Source organism: Cetobacterium somerae ATCC BAA-474 (genome assembly GCF_000479045.1).
GTDB classification, from domain to species: Bacteria; Fusobacteriota; Fusobacteriia; order Fusobacteriales; family Fusobacteriaceae; genus Cetobacterium_A; species Cetobacterium_A somerae.
Window position 1 is genome coordinate 18,298 of record NZ_KI518214.1, and the last position, 25,395, is coordinate 43,692.

The 25,395-nt window shown below is 29.4% G+C and carries 23 protein-coding genes; 12 read left to right on the plus strand and 11 right to left on the minus strand.

Annotated elements, in window-relative coordinates; translation table 11 throughout:
• The 8 genes from HMPREF0202_RS13355 (at position 1) to HMPREF0202_RS13390 (ending at position 7,261) form a co-directional block, all read left to right on the plus strand.
• On the plus strand, positions 1-246 hold the full coding sequence (locus HMPREF0202_RS13355; RefSeq protein WP_023051253.1) for a DUF7662 domain-containing protein: 246 nt from the start codon (positions 1-3) through the stop codon (positions 244-246).
• A gap of 134 nt (positions 247-380) precedes the next feature.
• Positions 381-1,874, plus strand: coding sequence for a hypothetical protein (locus HMPREF0202_RS13360; RefSeq protein ID WP_023051254.1), 1,494 nt, complete (start codon positions 381-383; stop codon positions 1,872-1,874).
• The gene (locus HMPREF0202_RS13365) at positions 1,765-2,127 is read left to right on the plus strand and encodes a hypothetical protein (RefSeq protein ID WP_040407609.1); all 363 of its coding nucleotides are present in this window, start codon (positions 1,765-1,767) and stop codon (positions 2,125-2,127) included. The genes HMPREF0202_RS13360 and HMPREF0202_RS13365 overlap by 110 nt, the downstream gene beginning before the upstream one ends.
• A 15-nt stretch (positions 2,128-2,142) precedes the next feature.
• A complete protein-coding gene (locus HMPREF0202_RS13370) occupies positions 2,143-2,433 on the plus strand; it encodes a hypothetical protein (protein WP_023051255.1) in 291 nt (96 codons plus the stop codon).
• A gap of 1,000 nt (positions 2,434-3,433) precedes the next feature.
• Positions 3,434-3,664, plus strand: a complete 231-nt coding sequence (locus tag HMPREF0202_RS13375) for a hypothetical protein (RefSeq protein ID WP_023051256.1) — start codon at positions 3,434-3,436, stop codon at positions 3,662-3,664.
• Positions 3,665-3,783: 119 nt separating this feature from the next.
• The gene (locus HMPREF0202_RS13380) at positions 3,784-3,987 is read left to right on the plus strand and encodes a glutaredoxin domain-containing protein (RefSeq protein ID WP_040407611.1); all 204 of its coding nucleotides are present in this window, start codon (positions 3,784-3,786) and stop codon (positions 3,985-3,987) included.
• Positions 3,988-6,234, plus strand: a complete 2,247-nt coding sequence (locus HMPREF0202_RS13385; protein ID WP_023051258.1) for a ribonucleoside-diphosphate reductase subunit alpha — start codon at positions 3,988-3,990, stop codon at positions 6,232-6,234.
• The gene (locus tag HMPREF0202_RS13390; RefSeq protein WP_040407639.1) at positions 6,227-7,261 is read left to right on the plus strand and encodes a ribonucleotide-diphosphate reductase subunit beta; all 1,035 of its coding nucleotides are present in this window, start codon (positions 6,227-6,229) and stop codon (positions 7,259-7,261) included. Before HMPREF0202_RS13385 ends, HMPREF0202_RS13390 begins: the two co-directional genes overlap by 8 nt.
• 76 nt (positions 7,262-7,337) lie before the next feature.
• On the opposite strand, the gene HMPREF0202_RS13395 is transcribed toward HMPREF0202_RS13390, so the two are convergent.
• Together HMPREF0202_RS13395 and HMPREF0202_RS13400 are read right to left on the minus strand one after the other, a co-directional pair.
• Positions 7,338-8,663, minus strand: coding sequence for a 6-phospho-alpha-glucosidase (locus HMPREF0202_RS13395; RefSeq protein ID WP_023051260.1), 1,326 nt, complete (start codon positions 8,661-8,663; stop codon positions 7,338-7,340).
• 11 nt (positions 8,664-8,674) lie between these two features.
• Positions 8,675-10,300: an alpha-glucoside-specific PTS transporter subunit IIBC gene (locus tag HMPREF0202_RS13400; protein ID WP_023051261.1), complete on the minus strand. Its 1,626-nt coding sequence runs from the start codon at positions 10,298-10,300 to the stop codon at positions 8,675-8,677.
• Between the two features lie 209 nt (positions 10,301-10,509).
• On the opposite strand from HMPREF0202_RS13400, the gene HMPREF0202_RS13405 reads away from it, so the two are divergent.
• From HMPREF0202_RS13405 to HMPREF0202_RS13420, 4 genes are all read left to right on the plus strand, one after another.
• Complete coding sequence (locus HMPREF0202_RS13405) at positions 10,510-11,481, plus strand: LacI family DNA-binding transcriptional regulator (protein WP_023051262.1); 972 nt, start codon at positions 10,510-10,512, stop codon at positions 11,479-11,481.
• Positions 11,482-11,637: 156 nt separating this feature from the next.
• Positions 11,638-13,287, plus strand: a complete 1,650-nt coding sequence (locus HMPREF0202_RS13410) for a glycoside hydrolase family 13 protein (RefSeq protein WP_023051263.1) — start codon at positions 11,638-11,640, stop codon at positions 13,285-13,287.
• Positions 13,288-13,309: 22 nt separating this feature from the next.
• Positions 13,310-14,947 (plus strand): PTS transporter subunit IIBC, encoded by a 1,638-nt coding sequence (locus HMPREF0202_RS13415; RefSeq protein WP_023051264.1) that lies wholly within the window; start codon positions 13,310-13,312, stop codon positions 14,945-14,947.
• Between the two features lie 7 nt (positions 14,948-14,954).
• Positions 14,955-15,743: an endonuclease/exonuclease/phosphatase family protein gene (locus HMPREF0202_RS13420; protein ID WP_023051265.1), complete on the plus strand. Its 789-nt coding sequence runs from the start codon at positions 14,955-14,957 to the stop codon at positions 15,741-15,743.
• A 52-nt stretch (positions 15,744-15,795) separates the two neighbouring features.
• On the opposite strand, the gene HMPREF0202_RS13425 is transcribed toward HMPREF0202_RS13420, so the two are convergent.
• From HMPREF0202_RS13425 to rbsK, 9 genes are all read right to left on the minus strand, one after another.
• On the minus strand, positions 15,796-16,737 hold the full coding sequence (locus tag HMPREF0202_RS13425; RefSeq protein ID WP_023051266.1) for a TDT family transporter: 942 nt from the start codon (positions 16,735-16,737) through the stop codon (positions 15,796-15,798).
• 17 nt (positions 16,738-16,754) lie between these two features.
• Positions 16,755-18,017 carry an NAD(P)/FAD-dependent oxidoreductase gene (locus HMPREF0202_RS13430; RefSeq protein WP_023051267.1) on the minus strand — a complete coding sequence of 421 codons (1,263 nt, stop codon included), beginning with the start codon at positions 18,015-18,017 and terminating at the stop codon, positions 16,755-16,757.
• Positions 18,017-18,424, minus strand: coding sequence for a 4Fe-4S dicluster domain-containing protein (locus HMPREF0202_RS13435; protein ID WP_040407640.1), 408 nt, complete (start codon positions 18,422-18,424; stop codon positions 18,017-18,019). Before HMPREF0202_RS13435 ends, HMPREF0202_RS13430 begins: the two co-directional genes overlap by 1 nt.
• Positions 18,425-18,443: 19 nt before the next feature.
• A complete protein-coding gene (locus HMPREF0202_RS13440) occupies positions 18,444-20,513 on the minus strand; it encodes a molybdopterin oxidoreductase family protein (RefSeq protein WP_040407613.1) in 2,070 nt (689 codons plus the stop codon).
• 126 nt (positions 20,514-20,639) lie between these two features.
• Positions 20,640-21,518, minus strand: a complete 879-nt coding sequence (rbsB, locus tag HMPREF0202_RS13445; protein WP_040407615.1) for a ribose ABC transporter substrate-binding protein RbsB — start codon at positions 21,516-21,518, stop codon at positions 20,640-20,642.
• A gap of 23 nt (positions 21,519-21,541) precedes the next feature.
• Positions 21,542-22,468, minus strand: a complete 927-nt coding sequence (rbsC, locus tag HMPREF0202_RS13450; protein WP_023051271.1) for a ribose ABC transporter permease — start codon at positions 22,466-22,468, stop codon at positions 21,542-21,544.
• Between the two features lie 3 nt (positions 22,469-22,471).
• The gene (rbsA, locus tag HMPREF0202_RS13455; RefSeq protein ID WP_023051272.1) at positions 22,472-23,962 is read right to left on the minus strand and encodes a ribose ABC transporter ATP-binding protein RbsA; all 1,491 of its coding nucleotides are present in this window, start codon (positions 23,960-23,962) and stop codon (positions 22,472-22,474) included.
• Positions 23,963-24,370 (minus strand): D-ribose pyranase, encoded by a 408-nt coding sequence (gene rbsD, locus HMPREF0202_RS13460; protein WP_023051273.1) that lies wholly within the window; start codon positions 24,368-24,370, stop codon positions 23,963-23,965.
• Between the two features lie 3 nt (positions 24,371-24,373).
• Positions 24,374-25,285, minus strand: a complete 912-nt coding sequence (rbsK, locus tag HMPREF0202_RS13465; RefSeq protein WP_023051274.1) for a ribokinase — start codon at positions 25,283-25,285, stop codon at positions 24,374-24,376.
• Between the last annotated feature and the right edge of the window lie 110 nt (positions 25,286-25,395).

Consider the following 25,395-nt stretch of genomic DNA (forward strand, 5'->3'; position numbering starts at 1 on the left):
ATGTCAAAATATAACTATAAAAGATTAATAGAATTTTTAAATAACCAAGTTGATGTTCTTGTAAAAATAACATATTCCCAACTGGAAGATTTATTGGAAAAAGAGTTACCTAAATCAGCATATAAGTATCAAGCATATTTTTCTAATAGTGCTTCACATGTAATCTCGGCTATTTGGCTTGAGTTAGGATATACCCAAATAGAGTTAGTGTTAGGTGAATATTTAGTTTTAAAAAAGTTGAAATAGTAGTAGTGGAGGGGTTAGAGTGTCTAAAAAATTGATTATATAAATTATTAAGAAGATATAAGTTTGTTGACAAAGTAAAAGAAATAAAGTAGGATTATTTATACAATTAAATAAATTAAAAACTAGGAGTTATAATGAAATGTGTTTATTGTTTTTTTAGAGACTATAATCAATCTAAACTTAGAAAATTATCTCAAGTAACAAAAGATCGACACGAAGACATATTAAAATATTATAAAAATGTTTTTTTAAAAGGATTCAAACAATCTTTAAACAAGGATATTTGTTCTGATCATGGATTGATAAATAAAGAAAAATTTTTAGAAGAAATGAAAAAAATACCATTAAATGAAATTGAAGATTTTTTTGATGAACTTATAGAAGTTTATATGGAATGGATAAAAGGAGTTCCATTTAAAGCAATAGATAAATTAGAAAGAATCTTACAAGAAAGTGAAATTTTAGATAGAGAAACAGAAATAAATAATTTATTATTTAGAGGAAGATGGGCAGTTGATAATCTTGGAAATGAAACAATTTATAATATAAAAGAAATGTTTCATATTCCATTTGATAAAAGATATTTAGTAGGAAATCAAAGATTTAGTATAAATGGATACCCATTATTATATTTGGGATGTTCAATTTATAATGTTTGTAAAGAATTACAATGTAAAGATGAGGACATTAAAAAAATTGCATTTTCATATTATTTTTATAATGAAAAAAATCCTCTTATGGTTTATGATTTAACAAATCCATTTTATCAAGAAAAATATATTGGATTAGAAAAAAATCAAGAAAATAATAGTATAGAAATAACAGATAGCTTATTTCAAAATGAGATAAAAGCTAAAGATTTAAAAAGGGATATATATTTATTAATATTAGCATCATTTTGTGGGTTTGAAAAAAGAAAGCTTTATGAAAATCAAAAGAATATAAAATTTTATGAAGAATATATATTTCCTCAAATTTTAACTCAAATGCTAAAAAACAAAAAAAAACAGGGGATAATGTATACCTCAACAAGAATGAAAGAAATAGAAAGTTCAAAAATAATAGAAAGTAACTATAGAAATAATATTGTTTTATTTACAGAATATTCAAAAGAAAATGTAATAGATGAAATATTATTTAAAAAATTTACAATATCAAATCCATTAAGAATAGATCAAATTGATGAAATAAAATTAGAAACGACTAATGTTATTGTAACTATAAAAGAAGAAGTATATAATTATAAGGATTTAGCAAAAGGGTTTAATGTGCTTCGTACTATCGAGAAAATAGAGAACGAAAAAGAAGTATATCTTAAATTTAGAGGATATTCAGAAATTAATAAATTAGAAAAATCAAAGCAACCACAAAAAAATAATGAAAATTTTAAAGACGAAAAAGAAGTTAAAGAAGAGAAAGAAGAAAAGTTGCAAACAGGTTTGATATATAGTTTTTTAAAATATATTATTTTAGAGCTTGAATATTCTTCTAAAATAAAAGAGGGTGAAGATAAGGATAATGGAGAAAAGAAAAGCAAATTTAAAACCAAGTATACCATCAGAACAGAAAAAACAAAACCAACAGGAAAAACTCTTAGAGCAAGTAGAAAAAAGAGAACTAAATATTAAGTTTATAAATCCTAATTTTGTAGAAACGATTAAAGAAGAAGTAGAAAAAGGGAATAGGATAAAGATAGATTTAGAAAAGAAAGAAGATTTATCTTTTGAAGAATTAGTGAATAAAATAGTCCCATTATATAAAGAACTAGGTAAGGATAAATTTTTACAAGTGGTAAAATTTATAAATCCAACAGAATCAGTTAAAGAAAAAATACTTTTTTTACTAAAAAGAGAAGCATTTAGAGAAAAAATTGAAAAATAGTGAAGGTGATAATAAATGAAAAATGAATTATATATGTTAACATCAAAAGAATTTAAGCTTTCAGAAATAGTTTATATCTTATCAAATCTTGAAATAACTAGATACATACCAATACTAGACGAAAATGTAATGTTTATGTCTAATGAACCAAATGTTACAACATTAGCAAATAATATAATAGAAGAAGCAAAAAAAATTACCAAAAAAGAAGATATTTCACAATTTTTATTATTAAAAATTGGAGAAAATTATAATGGATGGTTTGATGAAAATTTGTGGAACTGGATTTCTAAAAATGATATTTAATTAAAAATATAACAAAAGCAAGCATTCTAAATTTTTTTAGAGTACTTGCTTTTTATGATTTGTACTTTTATGAGAATCCTCTCTTTTTTTGACATAGCTAACAAGTAGCTAACAATTAATAAAATAGACCATTGATAAGACTTGTAAATAAAAGGAAGTGTTAAAAAGAAAAATGACCGTCCATATCGTAGTGCATTATTAATTTTCTCATATTTCCTCCTTTTGATTAATTTACTTTAATATAATACCTTCTTTAGTTAAATTTATCAATTATATTATTCTAAAAAATAATAAGAACCTCTGGGGGGAAGAGGTTCTTATCTGGGGGGGATTAAATTATTTACTACTTTTTAACACTTATTTATAATATTTAGACTGTGGATTTTATAAAAAAGTTTTAAAATCTATAAAATTTAAACTTTTAGTGAATTTTTGTTTCGAAATACTCTTTATTTCGTACTTTTTTTCTCAAAAAAAGTATATTGTTTTTTTTAGGCTTTTAGATTAAAATATAGTCTATTGCTTAATTAATTGATACTAATAAAAATAGAGTTGGATTTAGTTTGACTATATCGCATGTGCATTTTTTATTTTTAAATATACTTGAATTAAGTGATTTATAATTTCAATATTAAGCATTAAAGAGAGTAAGTTGGGTTTAGTTTAACTATATCGCATGTGTACTCTCTTTTTTATTTTAGAAATTTTTACTAAACTCCAAAAAGGTAAAACTATATATATTGATAGTTAAAATAAATACTATAATTCAAATAGTTATGTAAAATAAGTACTAAAACTAAGAGTCATATTTTTAAGAACAAAAGTCTATAAAAATGACTTCCTAATTTTAAATTTAAGAGGTATCTTTAAAAATTACCTGATTAGTATATAGGTTGTTAAAAAATGCAATGTGAAGTGATATAATAAGAAATAAAGCCCTTGAAAATATTGTATTACAAAAGGGGTTATAATATTAAAATAGTTAAAAAAGAGGTGGATTATGAGGATTTTTATATCAATTTTGGTAAATATATTAATAGTTTTGTATCTTTTAAAAACTTCAGAAACAGGATATAACATATTAGAATTAATAAATGGAATAATTTTTACTTTTAGTTTTGGATTTGGAGTCCCAGTAGTTATAAGTGGAGTTTTAGCAGTTTTAATTTTATTAACTCCAGGGATTGTAGTATACTTTTTATGGAACTATTTAAAGAAAATTACAAAATAAAAACTACACTATTTTTATATAAAAAAATCATTGAAAAAATCTGTAAATTATGTAATAATACTAGATATAGTGAAAATAAAAGTAGAACTGCACAAGATGTTGTGTTTAGGAGGCATAGGATGATAAAGGTATTTGGAAAAGAAGATTGTAGTAAATGTGAGACTTTAAAGAAAATTTTAGATGATAAAGGTCTTGAATATGAGTATACTCAGGATTTAAAAACACTTATGATCGTAGCAAGTAAGGCTAGAATTATGAGTGCACCTGTTGTTGAAAAAGATGGAAAATACTATTCTATGGAAAGCTTCTTAGAGGTTTTATAAATGAGACAGGTTATAAATAGAGCTGGAATAAGAGAAAATTTAGATATAACAAAAATAAGAGAGAAACTTTTAAGAGCTTGTGATAACTTAGAAGTTAATATGGTTGAGTTAGAAAGTCATATAGAATCAATATATGCAGAGAATATAACAACAAAAAAAATTCAGGAATCTCTAATAAATCAAGCTGTTTCTATGACAAGTTTTGAAGAAAGTGACTGGACATATGTTGCAGGAAGACTTTTAATGATGGAAACAGAAAGAGAGGTTTTCCACAAAAGAGGATTCTCTTATGGTGAGTTTTATAAAAGTATAAAAACTTTAGTAGAGATTGGAATTTATGATAATAGACTTTTAGATTATACTGCTGAAGAGGTTAAAGAGTTAGAGTCAGCTATGGATATCTCTAGAGATATGATGTATGATTATGCTGGAGCAAATATGTTTGTAAATAGATATTTGTTGAAGTATGATGGAAAGATTTATGAGTTACCTCAAGAGGTATTTATGTGTATAGCTATGCTTTTAGCTATAAATGAAAAAGATAAAGTTTCTGTGGCAAAAAGATTTTATGAAGCATTGTCACTTAAAAAGATATCTTTAGCTACTCCAATTTTAGCTAATTTAAGAGTACCAAATGGAAATCTGTCATCATGCTTTATAACAGCTATGGATGATAATATAGAATCTATTTTCTACAACGTGGATACAGTTGCAAAAATTAGTAAAAATGGTGGTGGAGTAGGATTAAATATCTCTAGAATAAGAGCGAAGAACTCTATGGTAAATGGATATTATAACGCTAGTGGTGGAGTTGTTCCTTGGGTAAAAATTATAAATGATACAGCAGTAGCTGTAAATCAACAAGGAAGAAGAGCTGGAGCGGTAACAGTGGCTTTAGATTCATGGCACCTAGATATTGAAACATTTTTAGAACTTCAAACAGAAAATGGAGATCAAAGAGGAAAAGCATATGATATCTATCCTCAAGTTGTTCTTTCAGATCTTTTTATGAAAAGAGTGGAAGAGGATTTACCGTGGACTTTAGTTGACCCTTATGAAATTAGAAAAAAATATGGTGTTGAACTATGTGAAGTTTATGGAGAAAAATTTGAAGAGTTATACTTAACTATAGAAAAGGATGAAAACTTACAGTTAAGAAAAGTTATAAAGGCTAGAGAGTTATTTAAAGAGATTATGAAAGTTCAAATAGAAACAGGAATGCCGTATATATTCTTTAAAGATAGAGCAAATCTAATGAATCACAATAGTCATGTGGGAATGATAGGAAATGGAAATCTATGTATGGAAAGTTTTTCTAACTTCTCACCAAGTGTAAACTTTAAAGAGGATACTGTTGGAGAAAATGGAGTTAGAACAACAAAATTAGGTGAAGTTCACACTTGTAACTTAGTTTCTATGAATTTAGCTGAGTTAGAAAGAGATGAGTTAGAAAATATTGTAGATATATCTGTTAGAATCCTTGATAACACAATTGATTTAACAAGAACTCCTATAAAAGAGTCAGATAAGCATAACTTAGCTTATAGAACAATTGGTGTTGGAGCTATGGGACTTGCAGACTATTTAGCAAGAGAGTTTATGATATATGATGAGTCATTAGAAGAGATAGATGAACTTTTCCAAGAGATAGCTATGTATAGTATAAAATCTTCAGCTCTTTTAGCAAAAGAGAGAGGAACTTATCCAATGTTTAAAGGTTCTTTATGGGATGAAGGAATATTTTTCCAAAAAAATAAAGATTGGTATATGGAAAATTCAAAGTTTGGAAAAGAGTGGGAAGAGGTATTTAATTTAGTTAAGATGTATGGATTAAGAAACGGTGAGTTAACAGCAGTTGCACCAAATACATCAACATCTTTACTTATGGGATCAACAGCATCTGTAAACCCTACGTTCTCTAGATTCTATATAGAGAAGAATCAAAAGGGTGCTGTTCCAAGAGTTGTTAAACATCTAAAAGATAGAGCTTGGTTCTATCCAGAGTTTAAAAATGTAAATCCTCAAACATATGTAAAAATAATGAGTAGAATAGGAAAATGGATAACTCAGGGAGTTTCTATGGAGCTTATTTTTGATTTAAATAAAGATATTAAAGCTAAAGATATATATGATACTTTCATGACAGCATGGAAAGAGGGATGTAAATCAGTTTATTATATAAGAACAATTCAAAAAAATACAAATATAATAAATGAAAAAGAGGAGTGTGAAAGCTGCAGTGGATAGAAAAAAACTTTTTAATCCTCTAGGAGATGATTCTTTATCAGAAAGAAAAGTGATAAAGGGAGATAGTACAAATATATTTAATTTGAATAATGTTAAATATCAATGGGCAAATCATCTTTATAGAACAATGATGGGAAACTTTTGGATTCCAGAAAAAATAGATTTAACTCAAGATAAAAACGATTATAAAAATTTAACTGATGAAGAGAAAGAGGCTTATGATGGAATACTTTCATTTCTAATATTTTTAGATAGTATTCAAACAAATAATATTCCAAATGTTTCAGATTATATAACTGCTCCAGAGATAAATTTGATTCTATCAATACAGACTTTCCAAGAAGCTATTCACTCTCAATCATATCAATATATAATTGAATCTATTCTACCAAAGGAGATTAGAAACTCAATATATGATAAATGGAGAGAGGATAAAGTTCTATTTGAAAGAAATAGTTACATAGCAAAAATATATCAAAGTTTCTTAGAAAATCCTAGTGATGAAAACTTTGCAAGAGTTATAATAGCTGACTATCTTTTAGAAGCTATATATTTCTACAATGGATTTAACTTCTTCTATCTTTTAGCAAGTAGAAATAGAATGATGGGAACTTCTGATATAATAAAACTTATCAATAGGGATGAGCTATCACATGTAGTTATATTCCAACAGTTAATAAGAGAGATTAAAAATGAAAATAAAGATTTCTTTAATGATGAATTAATATATGATATGTTTAAAAAAGCTGTGCAGCAAGAGATTAGCTGGACAAATCATATAATAGGAAATGGAATACTAGGTATAACAGAGGATACAACAGAGAGATATACAAAGTGGTTAGCTAATGAGAGATTAAAAGCTATAGGATTAAATCCAATTTATGAAGGATATGAAAAGAATCCTTATAGACATTTAGAAAAGTTTGCTGATACAGAGGGAGAAGGAAACGTAAAAGCTAACTTCTTCGAGGGAACAGTTACTAGTTATAACATGAGTTCATCTGTAGAGGGATGGGACGAATTTTAAAAGTAATACAAATAAAAAATGGTAGAAAATTATTTTTTCTACCATTTTTCTTTATTTTTTAGTTAAAATTAATTTATTATTTTAATATAGGCCAGTATCCTTTATTAGCTTCAATTAAATCATCTAAAATAGCTTTTGCAACAGATGCGCTTGGAACTGTTTTAGACATAGTAAGAGCTTGCCATAACTTTTGATAAGACCCTTCTATCCAAGCTTCAACAGTTAGTTTCTCAACAGAAACTTGCTGTTCCATAAGCCCTTTTTGGAATTGTGGAATTGCTCCAACAACTAATGGCTCAGGTCCTGCATTTCCAACAATACAAGGGATTTCAACCATAGCAGTAGGATCAAAATTAACTATAGCTCCATTATTTTCAACGATTAAAAGCATCTTCTCTTTTGTGTTAAAAGCAATAGCTCTAGCAAGGTCAACTATGTAAGAAGCGTGCTCATCTATATGTAGTTCAGTATTATTTGAAGTTTTATTTTTTACAATCTTATCACATTCACCAAAAACAAATTTCTCTCTTCCATCCATAACTTCATTAGCTCTTGTATACTCTTTGTTTGAGTGCTCAACAACATAATCTGGGAATAGATAATATTTTAAATATGTATTAGGTAAAGTTGTTGGATCTACAGCAAATACATCTTTTGCTTTAGCAAACGTATCACACCAACTAGCGTCTGTATGTTGGCTATCACCTTTTTTCTCCACATATCCATATTTAGCTACATGTTCTTTTAAGGCAGGCATTAAATCATTTCCAGCTTTATCTTTTATAGATTTCCACCAACCAAAGTGATTTAATCCATAATACATAATATCCATATCTTTTCTAGAATTTAAACCTAAAATTTCAGCCATTCTAACTTCAATTCCAATAGGCATATCACAGATATTTAAAACTTTAGAGTTTGGTTTTAATCTTCTAGTAGCCTCAGCAACAATAGCAGCAGGGTTAGAATAGTTTAACATCCAAGCATTAGGAGAGTATTTTTCCATGTGATTAATTAAATCAATAACTCCTCCAATTGATCTCATACCATAAGCAACTCCTCCAGGACCACAAGTTTCTTGTCCAACTACTCCATGTTTTAATGGTATTTTCTCATCTAATTCTCTCATTGGATATTTTCCAACTCTAATATGAGCCATAACAAAATCTATATCAGTGAAAGCTTCTTCAGGTTTTGTGCTATAGCTAAACTCTATTTCAGGAGCTCTTTCTTTTAAAAGAATAGCACAAGCATCTCCTATTTTAGCTTGTCTTTCAGCATCGTTATCATACATTTTAATCTGTCTAATTGGGAATTGCTCAAGATTGTCCAATAGCATTAAAATTATTCCAGGGGTAAATGTACTTCCTCCACCAGCAATTAAAATTGAAAACTTTTTCATAATAAATCCTCCTATGCGTTAATTAAATTTTTTTCTGAATCTATATTTTCTAAATCTTTATTCATTAAATCTTCAAAGCAGTCTCTAACTTGTGGAACAGATAATCCTACAATAATTTGAAGAGCATTACCTTTTCTAACAATACCATGAGCTCCAGCTCCTTTAAATACAGAATCACCTTTAACTAAAGTTTCATCAAAAACAGTAACTCTAAGTCGAGTAGCACAGTTATTAACAGTTTCAATGTTTTGAGCTCCACCTAGGCCTTGTAAGAAAGTATAAGCTTGATCAAAATATGCGTTTTCAACGATAATATTTCCATTTTTTGCATCTTTTTTATTTTTAAAATCCTCTTTAGTATAAAGTTTAACCTCTTCATCTTCATCCTCTCTACCAGGAGTTTTTAATCTAAATTTTTCAATACAGTATTTAAAAACAAAGTAGTATATTGGGATGAAAGCCATTCCCACACCGATTTGTGCAATCATAACACTAGTGTGATTTTTGAAAAGTGGTATCCAGTTAATAGCTGCTATCTCTATAAGTCCAGATCCCATATTTCCAACAACTCCAAAAGCATACATAACAGCGGCCATAGAAGCAGCTAAAACAGCGTGTATAGCAAATAGAAATGGTGCAATAAATAGAAATGTAAACTCTAAAGGTTCAGTAATTCCTACTAAAACAGCAGTAAGAGCAGCTGGAATCAAAAGTCCAGAAACAATTTTTTTCTTTTCAGGTCGAGCAGTTTTATAAATAGCTAATGCTATACCAATTGCTCCAAATATCTTACTGTTACCATGTAGTGCAAATCCCCCTTGTGGGAAAAGCTCTTTTAAAGGTAGAGTAGAGTTAGCAAAATTAGAAAGATTTTGTGCCCAGAAAACTTGGATTCCATTATCAACAACTGCAGGTCCAAATATGAAAGGGCCATAAACAAAGTGATGAAGTCCAGTAGGAATAAGAATTCTTTCAAGTAAAGTGTATAACCAAACCCCAAAAGTTCCAGAAGAAATCATTAATGTTTGTAAAGATGAGATACCCATCTGTACTTTAGGCCATACCAAACATGTTACATATGCAGCTGGAATCATAGCAATAAAAGCGATCATTCCAACAAGTGCACTTCCTTGAAATATTCCTAAAAAGTCAGGAAGCTTTGTATCAAAGAATCTGTTATGTATATATATAGTAAGTCCTGATATTGCAATTGCTCCAACAATACTTGTATCTAAAGTTTTAATTCCAGCAATTGTAGTTAATCCACTAACTCCTCCAATGTTTTGAGTAAAATCAACTCCAAAACTTGGCCCCCAAAAAGTTAAAATGGCATTAATAAAATAGTTGAAAGTTAAATATGTAACCAATACAGATAAACATGCACGAGGATGAGCTTTTTTAGCTAATCCTATTGGAAGTCCAACTGCAAATATAAGTGGAAGTTGTCTAAATACTGTCCATCCTCCCTCTTCGATAATATAAACAAGTTTGTAGAATAATCCATTTGGATTCGCCAAGGAACCTACGAAATCTGGATTTTTTAAAATAATTGTAAGAGCTACTGTAAGTCCTGCAAAAGGAAAAAGTAGTACTGGTGCAAAAAGTGCTCCACCAAGTCTTTGAAAGAATTTTAACATCTTGTTACCTCCCAATTTTTTTCTAGGATCCTCTGTTAATCGAAGTATACAATGAAAAAAGTTCTAAATCAATACTTTAGAACTTAAAAACACACATTACTCTAAACGTAACATGTTACGTTCAGAGAGAAAAAATAGAAAATGTTTTGTAAATATAGAGAATTTAGATATAATGTAAAAAATAAAAGAATAAGAGAGAGGAAAAAACTGTGAAGATAACAATAAAAGAGATTGCAGAGGATGCAGGGGTTTCTGTATCTACAGTTTCAAGAGTAATATCTAATAATCCCAAGATAAGTGAAGCTACAAAACTAAGAGTAAGAGAGGTTATTGAAAGGTTAAATTATAAACCAAATATAATGGCAAGAGGATTAGTTAAAAGAAGAACAGGGATTTTAGGTGTAATAATGCCAAAGGAAACAACAACACTTTTTACTAGTCCATTTTTTATAGAGGTTATGCAAGGTATTAGCTTAAAAGGAAAAGAAAGAGATTATTATATCATGTATGATTTTTGCAAAAATGAGAAAGAGGAGTATGAAGGAACAAGAAAACTAGCGGAAAGTGGATTAGTTGATGGAATATGTCTTATGTCAACACGTAAAAATGATAAGAGCATTCAATATTTAAAAGAAACAAATTTTCCTTTTGTTATAATTGGTGAACCTGAAGAAAAAGATGGCGTTTTATGGGTAGATAATAATAACTTAAAAGCAACATATGATATGGTGAAAAAAATTATTCATGAAAATTCTAAAAAAATAGTTTTTGTAGGTGGAGATAAAAATTTAACAGTTACAATAAATAGAGTTGCTGGATTTGAAAAAGCATGTAAAGAGCTGAAATTAGATTACTCTATATATCTAGGAAAAGACTTCTCTAGAGGAGAAGGATATAGATTAGCAGAAAAAATATTTTCAGAACAAAAATGTGAGAATTTTATAATTTCAGACGACAATCTTTTAAAAGGATTTTTAGAATATTTAGAAAAAAGTAATATAGAAAATGTAAATATAGGAAGTTTTAACAAAGCAAATATAAAAAAGGTTTGGAAAAATAAAATTTTTCTATTAGATATAAAACCTGAAAAATTAGGAATGGAAGCAGTGGATCTTTTAGCCAATTGCATTCAAGATAAATTAGAAAGTTGTAACAAAATAGTAGATATAGAATTAAATTAAAAGTTGTAAAAAAGGTTGTAGTAACTTTTTTACAACTTTTTTGTATTATATATAGACAAATTTGGAATTAGATGTTACAATACACAAAAAAGAGCAAACGTTTGCACAAAATGCAAAAAGTTTACAATTCTAAAGATATATTAAGGAGAGATTAAAATGTGGTGGAAAGAGTTAGTAGGATATCAGATTTATCCGAGAAGTTTTAAAGATTCCAATGGAGATGGAATAGGGGACTTAAAAGGAATAATAGAAAAATTAGATTATTTAAAAGATTTAGGGATAGATCTTATTTGGGTTTCACCATTTTTTAAAAGTCCAAATGATGATAATGGTTATGATATAAGTGACTATAGAGATATATTAGAAGAGTTTGGAACTATGGAAGATTTTGACAATCTTTTATTAGAAACTCACAAAAGAGGTATGAAATTAATAATAGATCTTGTAATAAATCATACAAGTGATGAACATCCGTGGTTTATTGAAGCGAGAGAGTCAAAAGATAGTCCTAAGAGAGATTGGTATATTTGGAGAGAGGGAAAAGATAACGAAGAACCAAATAACTGGGAAAGTATTTTCAAAGGATCAGCTTGGGAAAAATGTGAAAAAACAGATGAATACTACTTACATCTTTTTTCTAAAAAACAACCTGATTTAAATTGGGAAAATGAAGAGATGAGAAAAGAGATTTATAATATGATGAACTGGTGGTTAGATAAAGGAATTGATGGGTTTAGAGTTGATGCTATAAGCCATATCAAAAAAGTTGATGGATTCCCTGACATGCCAAATCCTGATGGGAAAAAATATGTAGATTCTTTTGATATGCACATGAATATAGATGGAATTCAAAAGTATTTAAAAGAATTAAAAGAAGAAACTTTTGCAAAATATGATATAGTAACTGTTGGAGAAGCTAATGGAGTAGATGCTGAAAACTCTGATGAATGGGTTGGTAGCGAAAATGGAAAATTTAATATGATATTTCAATTTGAACATCTAAAGTTATGGGATTATGAAGGAGATACAGAGTTTTGTCCAAAAGCTTATAAAGATGTTTTAAATAAATGGCAAGTAGCTTTAGAGAACAAAGGATGGAATGCTCTTTTTATTGAAAATCATGATATTCCAAGAAGTACATCAACATGGGGAAATGATGGAGAGTACTGGTTAGAATCAGCAAAATCTTTTGCAACAACATATTTTTTACAAAAAGGAACTCCATTCATCTATCAAGGACAAGAGATTGGAATGACAAATACAGTTTTTAATTCTCTTTCAGAGTTTCAAGATGTAAAAAGTGTGAATGAGGGAAAAGAAAAATTAGAAGCTGGAATGTGTGAAAAAACAGTTTTAGAAATTTTATCAAATACATCTAGAGATAATGCTAGAACTCCTATGCAGTGGGATGATAGTTTAAATGCTGGATTTACAACAGGGAAACCGTGGTTAAAAGTAAATAGTAATTATAAAAATATAAATGTTCAAAGTCAAATAAAAGATGAAAACTCAATATATAATCACTATAAAAAATTGATATCATTAAAGAAAAATAGTAAAACTTTAACTCATGGAGAGTTTAAATTAGTTTTAGAAGATGATAAACATGTATTTGCTTATTTAAGAGAACTAGATAATGAAAGATACCTTATATTATCAAACCTAAGTGAAAATGAAAAAAAATTAAACCTATCAGAATTTAATATAAAAAATGAGGATATAGTGCTATCAAATTATAAAATTATAGAAAAAGATTTAAAAGAGTTTATAGTTAGACCGTTTGAAAGTGTAGTATATAAAATTTAATATATATAGGGGAGACGTTAAAATGAAAAAGAAAAGTTTAATATCATTTGATTTTTGGCAAAAATTAGGAAAAGCTTTAATTGTTGTAATAGCAGTAATGCCTGCAGCAGGACTTATGGTTTCTATTGGTAAACTTCTTGGAACAAGTGGATTATCTATGATTGGAAGAATTATAGAGGATATGGGATGGGGAGTAATTGTAAATCTAAATATACTTTTTGCAGCGGCAATTGGTGGTTCGTGGGCAAAAGAAAAAGCTGGTGGAGCTTTTGCAGGAGTGATAGCTTTTATACTAACAAATAGAATAACGGGGGCTATATTTGGAATAAATGGAGGGATGTTAAATAATCCAGAAGCGGTTATTACATCGTTAACAGGACAAGAACTATTAGTAAAAAATTATTTTACAATGGTTATGGGAGCTCCAGCTTTAAATATGGGAGTTTTCGTGGGAATACTTTCAGGATTTTTAGGAGCGGTACTATTTAATAAGTATCAAACCTTTGATAAACTACCAAAATCTTTAGCATTTTTTAATGGAAAAAGATTTGTACCATTTGTAGTAATATTTGGATCATTTGTTATGGCTACTGTTTTATCTTTAATCTGGCCTTTTGTTCAGTGGGGACTGAATAGCTTTGGTGAGTGGATTGCAACTTCTAGAAATACAGCACCAGTAATAGCACCATTTATATACGGAGCTTTAGAGAGATTGTTATTACCATTTGGATTACATCATATGTTGACAATTCCTATGAATTATACAGAACTAGGTGGAACATATCAAGTTTTAACAGGAACTGCAGTGGGAAGTACAATTGCTGGTCAAGATCCAATCTGGTTAGCCTGGATAACTGATTTAAATAACTTGAAAGCAGCAGGAGATATAACAGGATATAAAAATCTTTTAGATACAGTTGTTCCAGCTAGATTTAAAGCTGGTCAAGTGGTATTATCGACAGCTTCACTTTTAGGAATTGGATTAGCTATGTTAAATAATGTTGATAGCGATAAAAAAACACAATATAAAACAATATTTATATCTTCAATGCTAGCTGTATTTTTAACAGGAGTAACAGAACCAATTGAATTTATGTTTATGTTTGTGGCACCAGTTTTATATGTAGCTTACGCAATTTTAACAGGACTTGCTTTTGCTCTAGTAGATATAATCTCTTTAAGAGTTCATTCTTTTGGATTCTTAGAACTACTTTCTCGTATACCTTTAATGATGAAAGCAGGATTATATAAAGATTTAATAAACTTTGTAATAGTAAGTGGAGGATTTTTCTTTGCAAACTACTGGTTATTCAATGTAATTATAAAAAAATATGATTTACCAACTCCTGGAAGAAGAGGAAATTATATTGATGAAGAGGAAGATAGTAGTGATGAAAAAGTAAAAACAACAGGTAATCAAGAGGAGATTCCAGTTAGAATAATAGAGCTTCTTGGTGGAAGTGAAAATATAGTTGATGTAGATGCATGTATGACAAGACTTAGAGTTACTGTAAAAGATGCAGATGTAGTAGGGGATAAAAATATGTGGAAAAAAACAGGTTCTATAGGATTAATAATAAAAGATTGTGGAGTTCAGGCCATATATGGACCAAAAGCAGATATACTAAAATGTAAAATAATTGATATATTAGGGAGATAAATTTTAAATGAAACTATTAACACTAAACTGTCACTCTTGGCAAGAGAAAAATCAACTAGAAAAAATGAGATATCTAGCTAAGGTAATATTTGAAGAGAATTATGAGGTAGTTGCTTTGCAAGAGGTAAATCAATTGATAGAAGACAAGATTTTATATGATGATATAAGAGAGGGAAACTTTATAGATATTTTGTGTAAGGAGCTAAAAAAATTAGGGGTTGAGTATAGCTACCGTTGGGATTATCATCATGTAGGATACGATGTTTTTCATGAAGGAACTGGAATTCTTTTTAAAGGGGAGTTAAAAGAAAGTTTAGGGGAGTTTATAGGAAAAACTAAAGATACAAATTTTTGGAAAACAAGAAAATTTACAATGATATCTAAATTAGTTGGAGATATTGTAATAGATTTTTATAGCTGTCATATGGGATGGTGGAAAGATAGTGAAAATCCTTTTGAAGAACAATTAGATGAATTAATAGATTTTGCCAATAAAAGAGGAAATATATATTTTCTAATGGGAGATTTTAATAATGATGCTAATATTAGAGGAGAGGGATACGACTATTTATTAACAAAAGGAATTAAAGATACATATTTAGAAGCCATTAAAAAAGATGATGGAATAACTGTCCCAGGTGTTATTGCTGGTTGGGAGGGGAAATGCAGTAATCCTAAAAGAATAGATTTTATTTTTACAAATAGTGAGAGTACAATAAAATCTAGTGAGGTTATTTTTAATGGAAAGAATAAAGAGATTATATCAGATCACTTTGGGGTAACTATAGAGATATAAAAATAAAAGGATTGAGCTAAAGAGTAGTTCAATCCTTTTTCTATTTGTTTTTTTATTTAGCTGAAGGCTTAACTTTTTTTAGGAAGTTATAGAAAACAAATACTATGATTCCTGTTGTAACATAAAGTTGAATACCGGCAATATTTCTAACAACATTAGCATATTCAGGTAGGTTTACACTAGCTAAGTAAGCGCTCATTCTAAAAGAAGCTACAGTTCCAACAGCCATAGGGAAGGTAGTTCCTGCAAAACCAGGATGGAAATTAAAGCTAAAGAATTTAGGAATACTCAGAAGTATTGAAATAAGTGTTACAAAGACAATTCCATATAGGAAAAATGCAATATACATGTTAGGCTCTTTAACTACATTTAAATAACCAATAGCACAAAGACTTGATGGTGCTAATAGTATAGCTTTTGTATGATAAACCATATCAGGTAAAGGTTTTATAATTAATCTTCTAATCATAAATGGAATTATTGTAAAAAATACAAGTACTCCGTAAATTAAAACCCATTTAGAAATAACAGGTTCATCCATAGCTCCACCTACAACAATAGAAACCATAATTCCGTTATAAGTTACAAACCAACTTGGAACAAAAGTCTCAATGTTAAAGTTTTTAATAACATTTCTATAAGTAAAAATGCAAATAGCAAAAGCGTGGAAAAATACACCGAAAAGCCAAAGATTTTTTCCTAAAAAAGGACTGTATGGAAGCAAAAATGCTCCAATAATCATAGCTAACATAGAGTATGTACCATATAAACTAGCAGGAATTGTATTGCTATACTCAGCTAGAAAGGCCTCTTTGTGTCTGAAAATTTTTATAGTTGCTAAAATAAATACTACAATACCAATAATCATGAAGATATTTCTAAGGTAAGTAAAATTTAGTAATAAAAAGGCATTGGCAAGAGTGCACGCCCCAACAGTTGTAGCAATAGCCCCAACAGGGAAACGCTCTAACCTATCAATTGTCTCTTTAATCATTATAATCTCCTTATATTTTATTTTTTATACTCAAATTCTAGTTCAGAATTTATATTGAAGAAATCAGAGTAATCAATTTTAAAAATTGATTTTTTAATTTTTGAGATATCAATATTAAGTCTGATTAGTTGTGTTAAAACACCTGTGTATGAAAGGTCTCCCTGAATAATAGCTCCATGAATTTTTCCATTTTTATGAGCAATTTTTTTGTAGACACCATCTCTTTCTCTAAGAGAATCAATAATCATTCCCTCTGTTTTTTCATAAATATGTAAGCAACCTAAAGATAAAGTTGGAATATCAAAGAAGTTCATAGTTGACTTGGCAAAGAAAAAGTCATCCATAACTCTAGTTTTTCCTGCCATATTTGAAGTAGCAGCTATTCCCTCTTTTACTGCAACAGACCAAATAGTACCATTACCACTAACATCTCCAGCTCCATATACATCTTTAACATTAGTTTCACCTTTTTCGTTAAAAAGAAGACCGATTTTATTGTATTCTATTGATGTATTTTCTAAAAACTCTACATTTGGTTTTACTCCAGCGCAAACAATAACTAGATCAGCTAGTAATTCAACATCTCTACCATCATCTAATAAACTTAAAGAGTTAATTAGATTAGGATTTTTTGGATTTACATTTAGTTTTGTAACTTTTGAATCAAAGAATAGCTTAACGCCATGCTCAACTAATTTTTTTTCATAAGTTATAGATGCTTCTTTATCAAGTTGTAATGGTAGTAATCTATCAGACATCTCAATTAAAGATAGATTAGCATGGACATTCTTATTATGAATAAGTCCACTAATTGCATCCATACCAATTAAACCTGCACCAATAACAACAATGTTTTTTGCTCTTGCAGCAATATCTATAATTTTATTACAGTCATCTAAAGACTTTAATCCTACAACATTTTCTTTACCATTTATATTCTCAATAGGTGGGAAAAATGGTCTAGATCCAGAAGCGATTAAAACCTTATCATATGAAATAACTTCATTATTATCTAGGGTAATAGTTTTTTCATTTTCATTTAAAGAGATAACCTCTCTTCCTTTAAGCCAGTTGATATTGTTTTTTTCGAAGAAATCTTTATCTACGAAATTAATTCCATCGATATCTCTCATTCCTCCAATATAGTGATGAAGAATACATCTTGAATAGATATTAGTATCTTTAGAAATTAGTGTAATATCTGCATTTTTATCTAAAGATCTTAAGTTTTCTGCTCCATTAATTCCAGCTGCAGAAGCTCCAATTATAACATATTTCATTATTTTACCTCCTCAAGAGTAATTGCAGCCATAGGACATTTAGCAACACATTGCGGTCCGTTAGGATCATGACTACACATATTACATTTCATAATCTCTTTTTTAGTTGCTTTATCCTCTTTTAAAGTTCCATATGGGCATGCCATTATGCACATATAACAACTAGCACATTTATTTTTATCATAAGTAACATATCCAGTTTCAGAATCTTTTCTCATAGCTCCACTCATACAAGTATAAACACACTCAGGAAGGTCACAATTTCTACAAAAGATTGGAGAAAATTTAAAATCACTACTTAAAACAACTCTATTTCTAGAGTCAGCAGAATCGTGAGAAACTAAGCAGGCACTAACACAAGTTAAGCAACCGATACATTTACTTCTATCTATTTTTATTCTTTTCAATTTAATCTCTCCTTTACTTTTAGATTTTTTCAATAGAAACTGGAGCATATTTGTATGAAGGCTCCTTAGAGTATGGATCATATATAGAAAGTGTTAAATTGTTTGTTTCTATATAATGAATAGGTGCGTATAAAACATCATGAGGTAAATTATCAGTAGTCAACGCTAAGAACTTACTACTTCTACCATTTATAGATTTAACTAAAACTTCATCTTGTGATTCAATACCTAACTCTTCACCAAGAGTTTTAGAGATATAGATATATGAATTATCTGAAGTTGAGTCATTAACATATGTAATCTCTTTTGTTCTAGTTTGAGTATGCCACTGTCCAACAGTTCCTCTTCCTGTATTTAAAACGTAAGGGTAAGTTTCATTTGTAGGAACAGGATTTTCTGCTACATCTTCAAATACAAATTTAACTTTTTTATTAGGTGTATAGTACTCTCCATTTTCAAATAATCTTCTTTCGTTGTCAACTAAAGTTTCTCCCTCTTTAAATGGCCATTGAACACCATATCCATTTTCTAGAAGTTTATAGCTAACTCCAGTCATATCACAAGGAGTATCTTTTGTAACTTTAACCATTTTATTGAAAACTGCTTCAGGAGTTTCCCATCCATCTAAAAGTGTTCCCATACCTAAAGCTTTTCCAACATTATATATAACTTCAAAATCACTAAAAGATCCTTCAGGTTTAGGAATAACAGGATTCAATTTAGATATTCTTCTTTCTGTGTTAATAAGTGTTCCCTCTTTTTCTATTCCAGAAACTACTGGTAAGAAAAGGTCTGCAAGTTCAGAACTATCAGTATTTGGATATAAATCTTGTACAACAAAAAGGTCCAACTTTTCAATTGCTTCTGCAAATTGAGTATTGTTAGTCCAAGAGTGTCTAGGGTTTGTACAAAGAATCCATAGAGCTTTTATCTCTCCAGTAATTATTTTTTCAATAATAACATTATAAGGAAGTGTTGGTTTTGTTGGGAAAATAGCTGGATCTAATCCTAAAGCATCTCCAACAATCTTTCTCTTAGCTTCATCAGTGTACTCTCCACCACCATATAATCCAGTTGTATTACTGAAAAGACGAGATCCCATAGCATTACATTGTCCGGTAATAGAGTTAGCTCCAGTTCCTGGTCTACCCATATTTCCAGTCATAACAGCTAAGTTAATTATGCTTTGAGCAGTTCTAACAGCTTGATAACTTTGGTTGATTCCCATAGTCCACCAGAAAGATACAGCAACTCCTTCATGAATAAGTTTAGCTAAAGTTAAAAATTCATCTTTAGTTATTCCAACTTTTTCCTCAATATCATCAATAGAGAATTTTGAAACATGCTCTTTAAATGCATCAAAATTTTCTGAATATTTTTCAATATAGTTATTATCAATCCAGTTATTTTCAATTAAATAGTTGGCAATAGTATAGTATAAAACAATGTCACTCTTAGGTTTTATGCAGAAGAAATAATCAGCATTTTTAGCTGTTTCGCTGCATCTAACATCTATAACAATAACTTTCTTATTTTTATTTTTACGCACTCTATCCCAAATGATAGGGTGAGCAACAACAGGATTAGCTCCAGTAAAAATAATAGTATCAGAAAGTTCTAAATCATTTAATGTATAAGGAGGAGCATCAAATCCAAAACTTTGTTTATGTGCAACAACAGATGTAGCCATACAAAGTCTAGTATTTCCATCAAGTTGTCCACCTACAAAGTTTCTAAAAACATGACCAACTAAAGCCATCTCTTCTAAAGCTAGTTGACCAGTACTTATACAAGCTACACTTTCTTTTCCATGTTTCTCAACAATTGCTTTTAGTTTATCACTAAAAAAACTATAAGCTCTCTCCCAAGAAATCTCCTCTCTTCCATTTTCAGTTTTTAATAGTGGATTTTTAGGAAAATCACCTGATGTAAGTTGTTTATCTAGATTTAAACCTTTGATACAACTAAATCCTTTGTTTACAGGGTATTTTTCAGTGGGAATAACTTTTTTTATTTTATTGTCTTCAACGTAGAAATCCATGTTACATGCTAATGAACAGTAGTTGCAAGTTGTTTGAATTTTATTCATATTCTCTCCTCCTTGGTATACAAGTATTATATACATATTATAATACTTATTAATAAAAAATAGTAGTGTGACTTTAGTCACACTACTATAAAAAAGGTTAAAATTAATTCTAAAAATGTTTAAAAATTATTGAGTAATAAGTTCTAGCTCAACAGGAATAAACTGTGGAACTGTTTCCTTTTTTACAATTTTATCAGCTGCTTCAATTCCTTTAGCACCAATCTCTGCTGGTTTTTGAGCAACAGTTGCAGCAAGTTTACCCTCTTTAACAGCTTTCACTGCATCTTCAGTGGCATCAAAACCAACGATTATAACATCAGTTTTTCCAGATGCTTCAATAGCTTTTAGAGCTCCAAGGGCCATCTCATCATTATGAGCAAAAACAGCATTAACTTCAGGTTGTGCTTGTAAAATATTTTCCATAACATTAAGTCCTTTAGTTCTGTCAAAGTCAGCAGCTTGTTTTGCAACTATATCTAATTTATTCTGAGCAGCCTTGTTAAATCCTTCTCCTCTATCACGAGCAGCAGTTGTACCAGGGATTCCTTCTAACTCTACAACTTTATTATTTTTTCCATTTAATTTTTCAACTATAAAGTTTCCAGCTAATTCTCCACCAGCAACGTTATCAGAAGCGATGTGAGTAACTACTTTTCCACCATTAGATGCTCTATCTAAAGTTATTACTGGAACTTTATTACGGTTAGCAGCTTTAACAGCTGATACAACAGCGTCAGAGTCAGTTGGATTTATTAAAAGAACATCAATACCTTTAATAAGTAAATCTTCAACATTTCCTAACTCTTTAGAAGGATCATTTTGAGAATCTAAAACAACAATCTCATGTCCCATCTCTTTTGCTTTAGAAACAGCTCCCTCTTTTAAAGTAACAAAGAAAGGGTTGTCCTGTGTAGAAACAACTAATCCTACTTTAGCAGCTTCAGCAATTGTCCCCATACCTAAAGCAAGAACCATAAGTCCTAAAAATCTTAATTTGTTTTTCATAATTATTACACCACCCATAAAATTTATTTAGAAGATTTTTTATCAATTAAAACAGCAATAAGAATTACTAAAGCTTTAACCATCATCTGATAGTAAGATGATACATTTAAAAGATTTAAAGCATTTCCTAGAACACCAATAATAATTGCTCCAAGAGCAGTTCCAGCAATAGTTCCAACTCCACCAGCAAGAGATGTTCCACCTAAAACAACTGCAGCAATAGCATCAAGTTCATATCCAGATCCAGCAGTAGGTTGAGCTGAACCAAGTCTAGAAGTTACAATAACTCCAGCTAAAGCTGAAAGAGCTCCACAAACACCATAAACTAAAGTTTTATATTTAGATGTATTTACTCCTGAAAGTTTAGTAGCCTCTTCATTTCCACCAATAGCATAGATATATCTACCAAATTTAATATTATTTAGTATATAGTATCCAGCAATGAAAAGAGCAATCATAATATATATTGGAATAGGAATGTCAAAGAAGTAACCTCCACCAATATTATCAAAGAAATCTCCACCGTCTCTTACAGGGATTGGCTTACCATCAGTGAAAACTAAAGTGGCTCCCCTTAAAAGAGTCATAGTAACTAAAGTAACTATAAATGGTTGAAGTTTAGCATATGATATAAGTAAACCGTTAAAGATTCCAAAAAGTCCACCAATAACAATAGCAATAACAATAGCTAAAACTGGATTTACACCATTAGCTATTAAACTTGCTCCAAAAGCTCCAGTTAAAGCTAAAATAGAACCAACAGAAAGATCAATTCCACCTGTTAAAATAACTAAAGTCATTCCAATAGCAATAACTGAATTTATAGACGTTTGTCTTAAAACGTTTAAGATATTATTAACAGATAAAAACCTTGGGTTTAAAAAAGAAACTATTATAGAGAAAACAATTAAACCAATTAGAGGCTTATTGTTATATATTTTTTTTAACATTATTTATTCAACTCCTACTGCATATCTCATTATTTTTTCTTGAGTGAACTCATCTTTAGATAGAGTTCCACTTATTTTGTGTTCATGGATAACCATAATTCTATCACTTAGTCCCATTACTTCTGGCATTTCAGAAGATATCATAATAATACTAAGACCTTTTTTCTTAAGCTCGTTAATAACATCGTAAATCTCTTTTTTAGCTCCAACGTCTACTCCTCTAGTTGGTTCATCTAAAATTAAAATTTTAGGATTAGTTAAAAGAGCTTTTGCAATAGCTACTTTTTGTTGGTTTCCACCACTTAAGTTTTTAATAATTTGATTAGGTGAAGGAGTTTTTACTCCAAATTTTTCAATATATTCATCAACAGATTTGTTTTCAGCATTTTTATTTAAACCTAATCTACTTGAGAAGAATTTTAAAGATGAAAGAGTCATATTTTCTTTAACACTTAATCCTAATACAAGTCCATCTCCTTTTCTATCTTCTGAAACGTAGGCGATTCCATGGTTTACACCAGATTCAGGAGAATCAATAGAAACCTCCTGTCCCTCTATAAAAACTTTTCCAGAGGACTTTTTATAATATCCATAAATAGTTTTTACAAGTTCACTTCTTCCAGCTCCCATAAGACCAGCAATACCTAAAATCTCTCCCTTTTTTAAAGTGAAAGAGGCATCTTTAACATACTTACCACAAAGATTTTCAACTTTTAAAACCTCAGCTCCAGGAGTTACAGAAACATTTGGGAACTGCTCACTTAAAGTTCTTCCAACCATTTTTTCAATAATATAGTTTTCGTCAATATCTTTAACTTCAGCTTCAGAGATAAACTTACCATCTCTTAAAACAGTTATATCATCACAAATAGCAGGAATCTCTTTTAATCTATGAGATATGTAAATAATACTTTTTCCTTCTGATGTAAGCTCTTTAATAACCTTGAAAAGACTTTCAGTTTCCTTATCAGTTAATGCATCTGTAGGCTCATCCATAACAATAAGCTTAGCATTTTGTGAAAGAGCTTTTGCAATTTCAACCATTTGCATCTTACCTATTGTTAAATCTTTTATTAAAGTTTTTTCACTGTCTTCAATATTAAGAAGATCTAAAATAGATCTAGCTTCTCTATGCATAAGAGTCCAATCTATTTTTCCAAAACTGTTTGTAAGTTCTCTTCCTAAAAATATATTCTCAGTTATACTCATATGTTGAATTAAATTCAACTCCTGATGAATAATAGCAATACCAGCTTCTTGAGAATCTTTAGTTCCTTTAAAAGTAACTTCATGTCCATGGTAGAAAACAGTTCCTGAATCTTTACTATAGATACCAGTCATTATTTTCATAAGTGTTGATTTTCCAGCACCATTTTCTCCCATTAAAGCCATAACTCTTCCTTTATAAGCATTTAAACAAGCACCATCTAGGGCTTTTACACCTGGGAAAGATTTACAGATATCTTTTATTTGTAAAACAATCTCTTTATTCATTTAGAAAACTACTCCTGACTTTAAAATAATATTTGCATATGGAGTACATTCTCCAGTTCTAACAATCGCTTCACTTTCTCTTGTAATCTCTTTAAACTCTGTATGAGAAACCTCAACAATTTTAGGGTTCATTCCATTTTTTTGGAAAGTTTCTAAAATTTCGTTGTAAACTTTAGGATTAATAGTTTTAATTTCAGAAGCTAAAACAATCTCTTCAACCATCATTTCACTTAAAATTGTATCTAAAGTTTTTATAAAGCTAGGATATCCAGCTTCAATAGCTAAATCTATTCTTTTTACACCTTTTGGAAATGGAAGTCCAGCATCACAAAGTGTAATATGAGATGTATGACCTATTTTAGCAATCTCATAAGAAAGTTCACTATTTAAAAGTTTTCCTTTTTTCATAATCTATTCTCCTTTAAAATTTAATACTTCTTCAAGAGTTGGTATCGACGTTTGAGCACCAATTCTAGTAACAGATATAGCAGCAACTTTAGTTCCTCTATCAATAGCTTCTTCAAAAGTTAGACCAGAAGCAAGTCCGTTTACAAAACCACCAATGAAACTATCTCCAGCAGCAGTTGTATCAATAGCTTTAACTTTGTAAGCTGGGAATGATCTTTTCTCTGTTTTACTTATAAACATACATCCTTTACTTCCTAAAGTAACGATAAGTCCTTTAACACCTTTGTCTAAAAGGATGTTAGCAGCATTTATTACGCTTTCTTCATCAGTAACAGGTATTCCAGATAAAATCTCTAACTCTGTTTCATTAGGAATTATGTAATCAGAATTTGAGATAATCTCTTCATCTAATTTATTAGCAGGAGCTGGATTTAAAATAGTTGTTTTTCCAAACTCTTTAGCTTTTTTTAATGAATATTTAACTGTTTCCATTGGGATTTCAAGTTGAGTAACAAGAATATCACAATTTTTAATAGTATCTAAATGTCTATCTATATATGAGTTATCTACTTCGTAGTTAGCACCTGGAACAACAATAATTCTATTTTGTCCGTTGTCTTCTACTATGATTTTAGCAATACCAGTAGCTTCATCACAATATTCTATATTAGAAACATCCACTCCATCCTTTTTCATAGAATCTAGAAGAATATTTCCCATACCCTCTTTTCCTATTTTTCCTAGCATAGAAACTGGAGATTTCATCTTCCCCATAGCAACAGCTTGGTTAGCTCCTTTTCCACCAGGGATTTGCATGAACTTTTTACCTAAAAGAGTTTCACCACCACGAGGTGCTCTTTCACAAATTGTAACTAAATCCATGTTAATGCTTCCAACAACAACAATTTTTTTCATGTTAAAATCTCCTTAAAAAATAATTAATGTGATTAAATAGTGTACACAATAAGTTTAAAAAATACTCGATACCTTTAATTTAGCACACTAAAAAAGTAATGTCAATAAAA

What these genes read in the sequence shown, in the direction of transcription:
- HMPREF0202_RS13430 (WP_023051267.1), bottom strand. Translation starts at nt 18,017, where the DNA reads ATGAAATATGTTATAATTGGAGCTTCTGCAGCTGGAATTAATGGAGCA.
- HMPREF0202_RS13425 (WP_023051266.1), bottom strand. Translation starts at nt 16,737, where the DNA reads ATGATTAAAGAGACAATTGATAGGTTAGAGCGTTTCCCTGTTGGGGCT.
- rbsK (WP_023051274.1), bottom strand. Translation starts at nt 25,285, where the DNA reads ATGAAAAAAATTGTTGTTGTTGGAAGCATTAACATGGATTTAGTTACA.
- HMPREF0202_RS13360 (WP_023051254.1), top strand. Translation starts at nt 381, where the DNA reads ATGAAATGTGTTTATTGTTTTTTTAGAGACTATAATCAATCTAAACTT.
- HMPREF0202_RS13395 (WP_023051260.1), bottom strand. Translation starts at nt 8,663, where the DNA reads ATGAAAAAGTTTTCAATTTTAATTGCTGGTGGAGGAAGTACATTTACC.
- HMPREF0202_RS13415 (WP_023051264.1), top strand. Translation starts at nt 13,310, where the DNA reads ATGAAAAAGAAAAGTTTAATATCATTTGATTTTTGGCAAAAATTAGGA.
- HMPREF0202_RS13420 (WP_023051265.1), top strand. Translation starts at nt 14,955, where the DNA reads ATGAAACTATTAACACTAAACTGTCACTCTTGGCAAGAGAAAAATCAA.
- HMPREF0202_RS13365 (WP_040407609.1), top strand. Translation starts at nt 1,765, where the DNA reads ATGGAGAAAAGAAAAGCAAATTTAAAACCAAGTATACCATCAGAACAG.
- HMPREF0202_RS13375 (WP_023051256.1), top strand. Translation starts at nt 3,434, where the DNA reads ATGAGGATTTTTATATCAATTTTGGTAAATATATTAATAGTTTTGTAT.
- HMPREF0202_RS13440 (WP_040407613.1), bottom strand. Translation starts at nt 20,513, where the DNA reads ATGAATAAAATTCAAACAACTTGCAACTACTGTTCATTAGCATGTAAC.
- HMPREF0202_RS13380 (WP_040407611.1), top strand. Translation starts at nt 3,784, where the DNA reads ATGATAAAGGTATTTGGAAAAGAAGATTGTAGTAAATGTGAGACTTTA.
- rbsD (WP_023051273.1), bottom strand. Translation starts at nt 24,370, where the DNA reads ATGAAAAAAGGAAAACTTTTAAATAGTGAACTTTCTTATGAGATTGCT.
- HMPREF0202_RS13400 (WP_023051261.1), bottom strand. Translation starts at nt 10,300, where the DNA reads ATGTTAAAATTCTTTCAAAGACTTGGTGGAGCACTTTTTGCACCAGTA.
- rbsA (WP_023051272.1), bottom strand. Translation starts at nt 23,962, where the DNA reads ATGAATAAAGAGATTGTTTTACAAATAAAAGATATCTGTAAATCTTTC.
- HMPREF0202_RS13370 (WP_023051255.1), top strand. Translation starts at nt 2,143, where the DNA reads ATGAAAAATGAATTATATATGTTAACATCAAAAGAATTTAAGCTTTCA.
- HMPREF0202_RS13385 (WP_023051258.1), top strand. Translation starts at nt 3,988, where the DNA reads ATGAGACAGGTTATAAATAGAGCTGGAATAAGAGAAAATTTAGATATA.
- HMPREF0202_RS13410 (WP_023051263.1), top strand. Translation starts at nt 11,638, where the DNA reads ATGTGGTGGAAAGAGTTAGTAGGATATCAGATTTATCCGAGAAGTTTT.
- rbsB (WP_040407615.1), bottom strand. Translation starts at nt 21,518, where the DNA reads ATGAAAAACAAATTAAGATTTTTAGGACTTATGGTTCTTGCTTTAGGT.
- rbsC (WP_023051271.1), bottom strand. Translation starts at nt 22,468, where the DNA reads ATGTTAAAAAAAATATATAACAATAAGCCTCTAATTGGTTTAATTGTT.
- HMPREF0202_RS13355 (WP_023051253.1), top strand. Translation starts at nt 1, where the DNA reads ATGTCAAAATATAACTATAAAAGATTAATAGAATTTTTAAATAACCAA.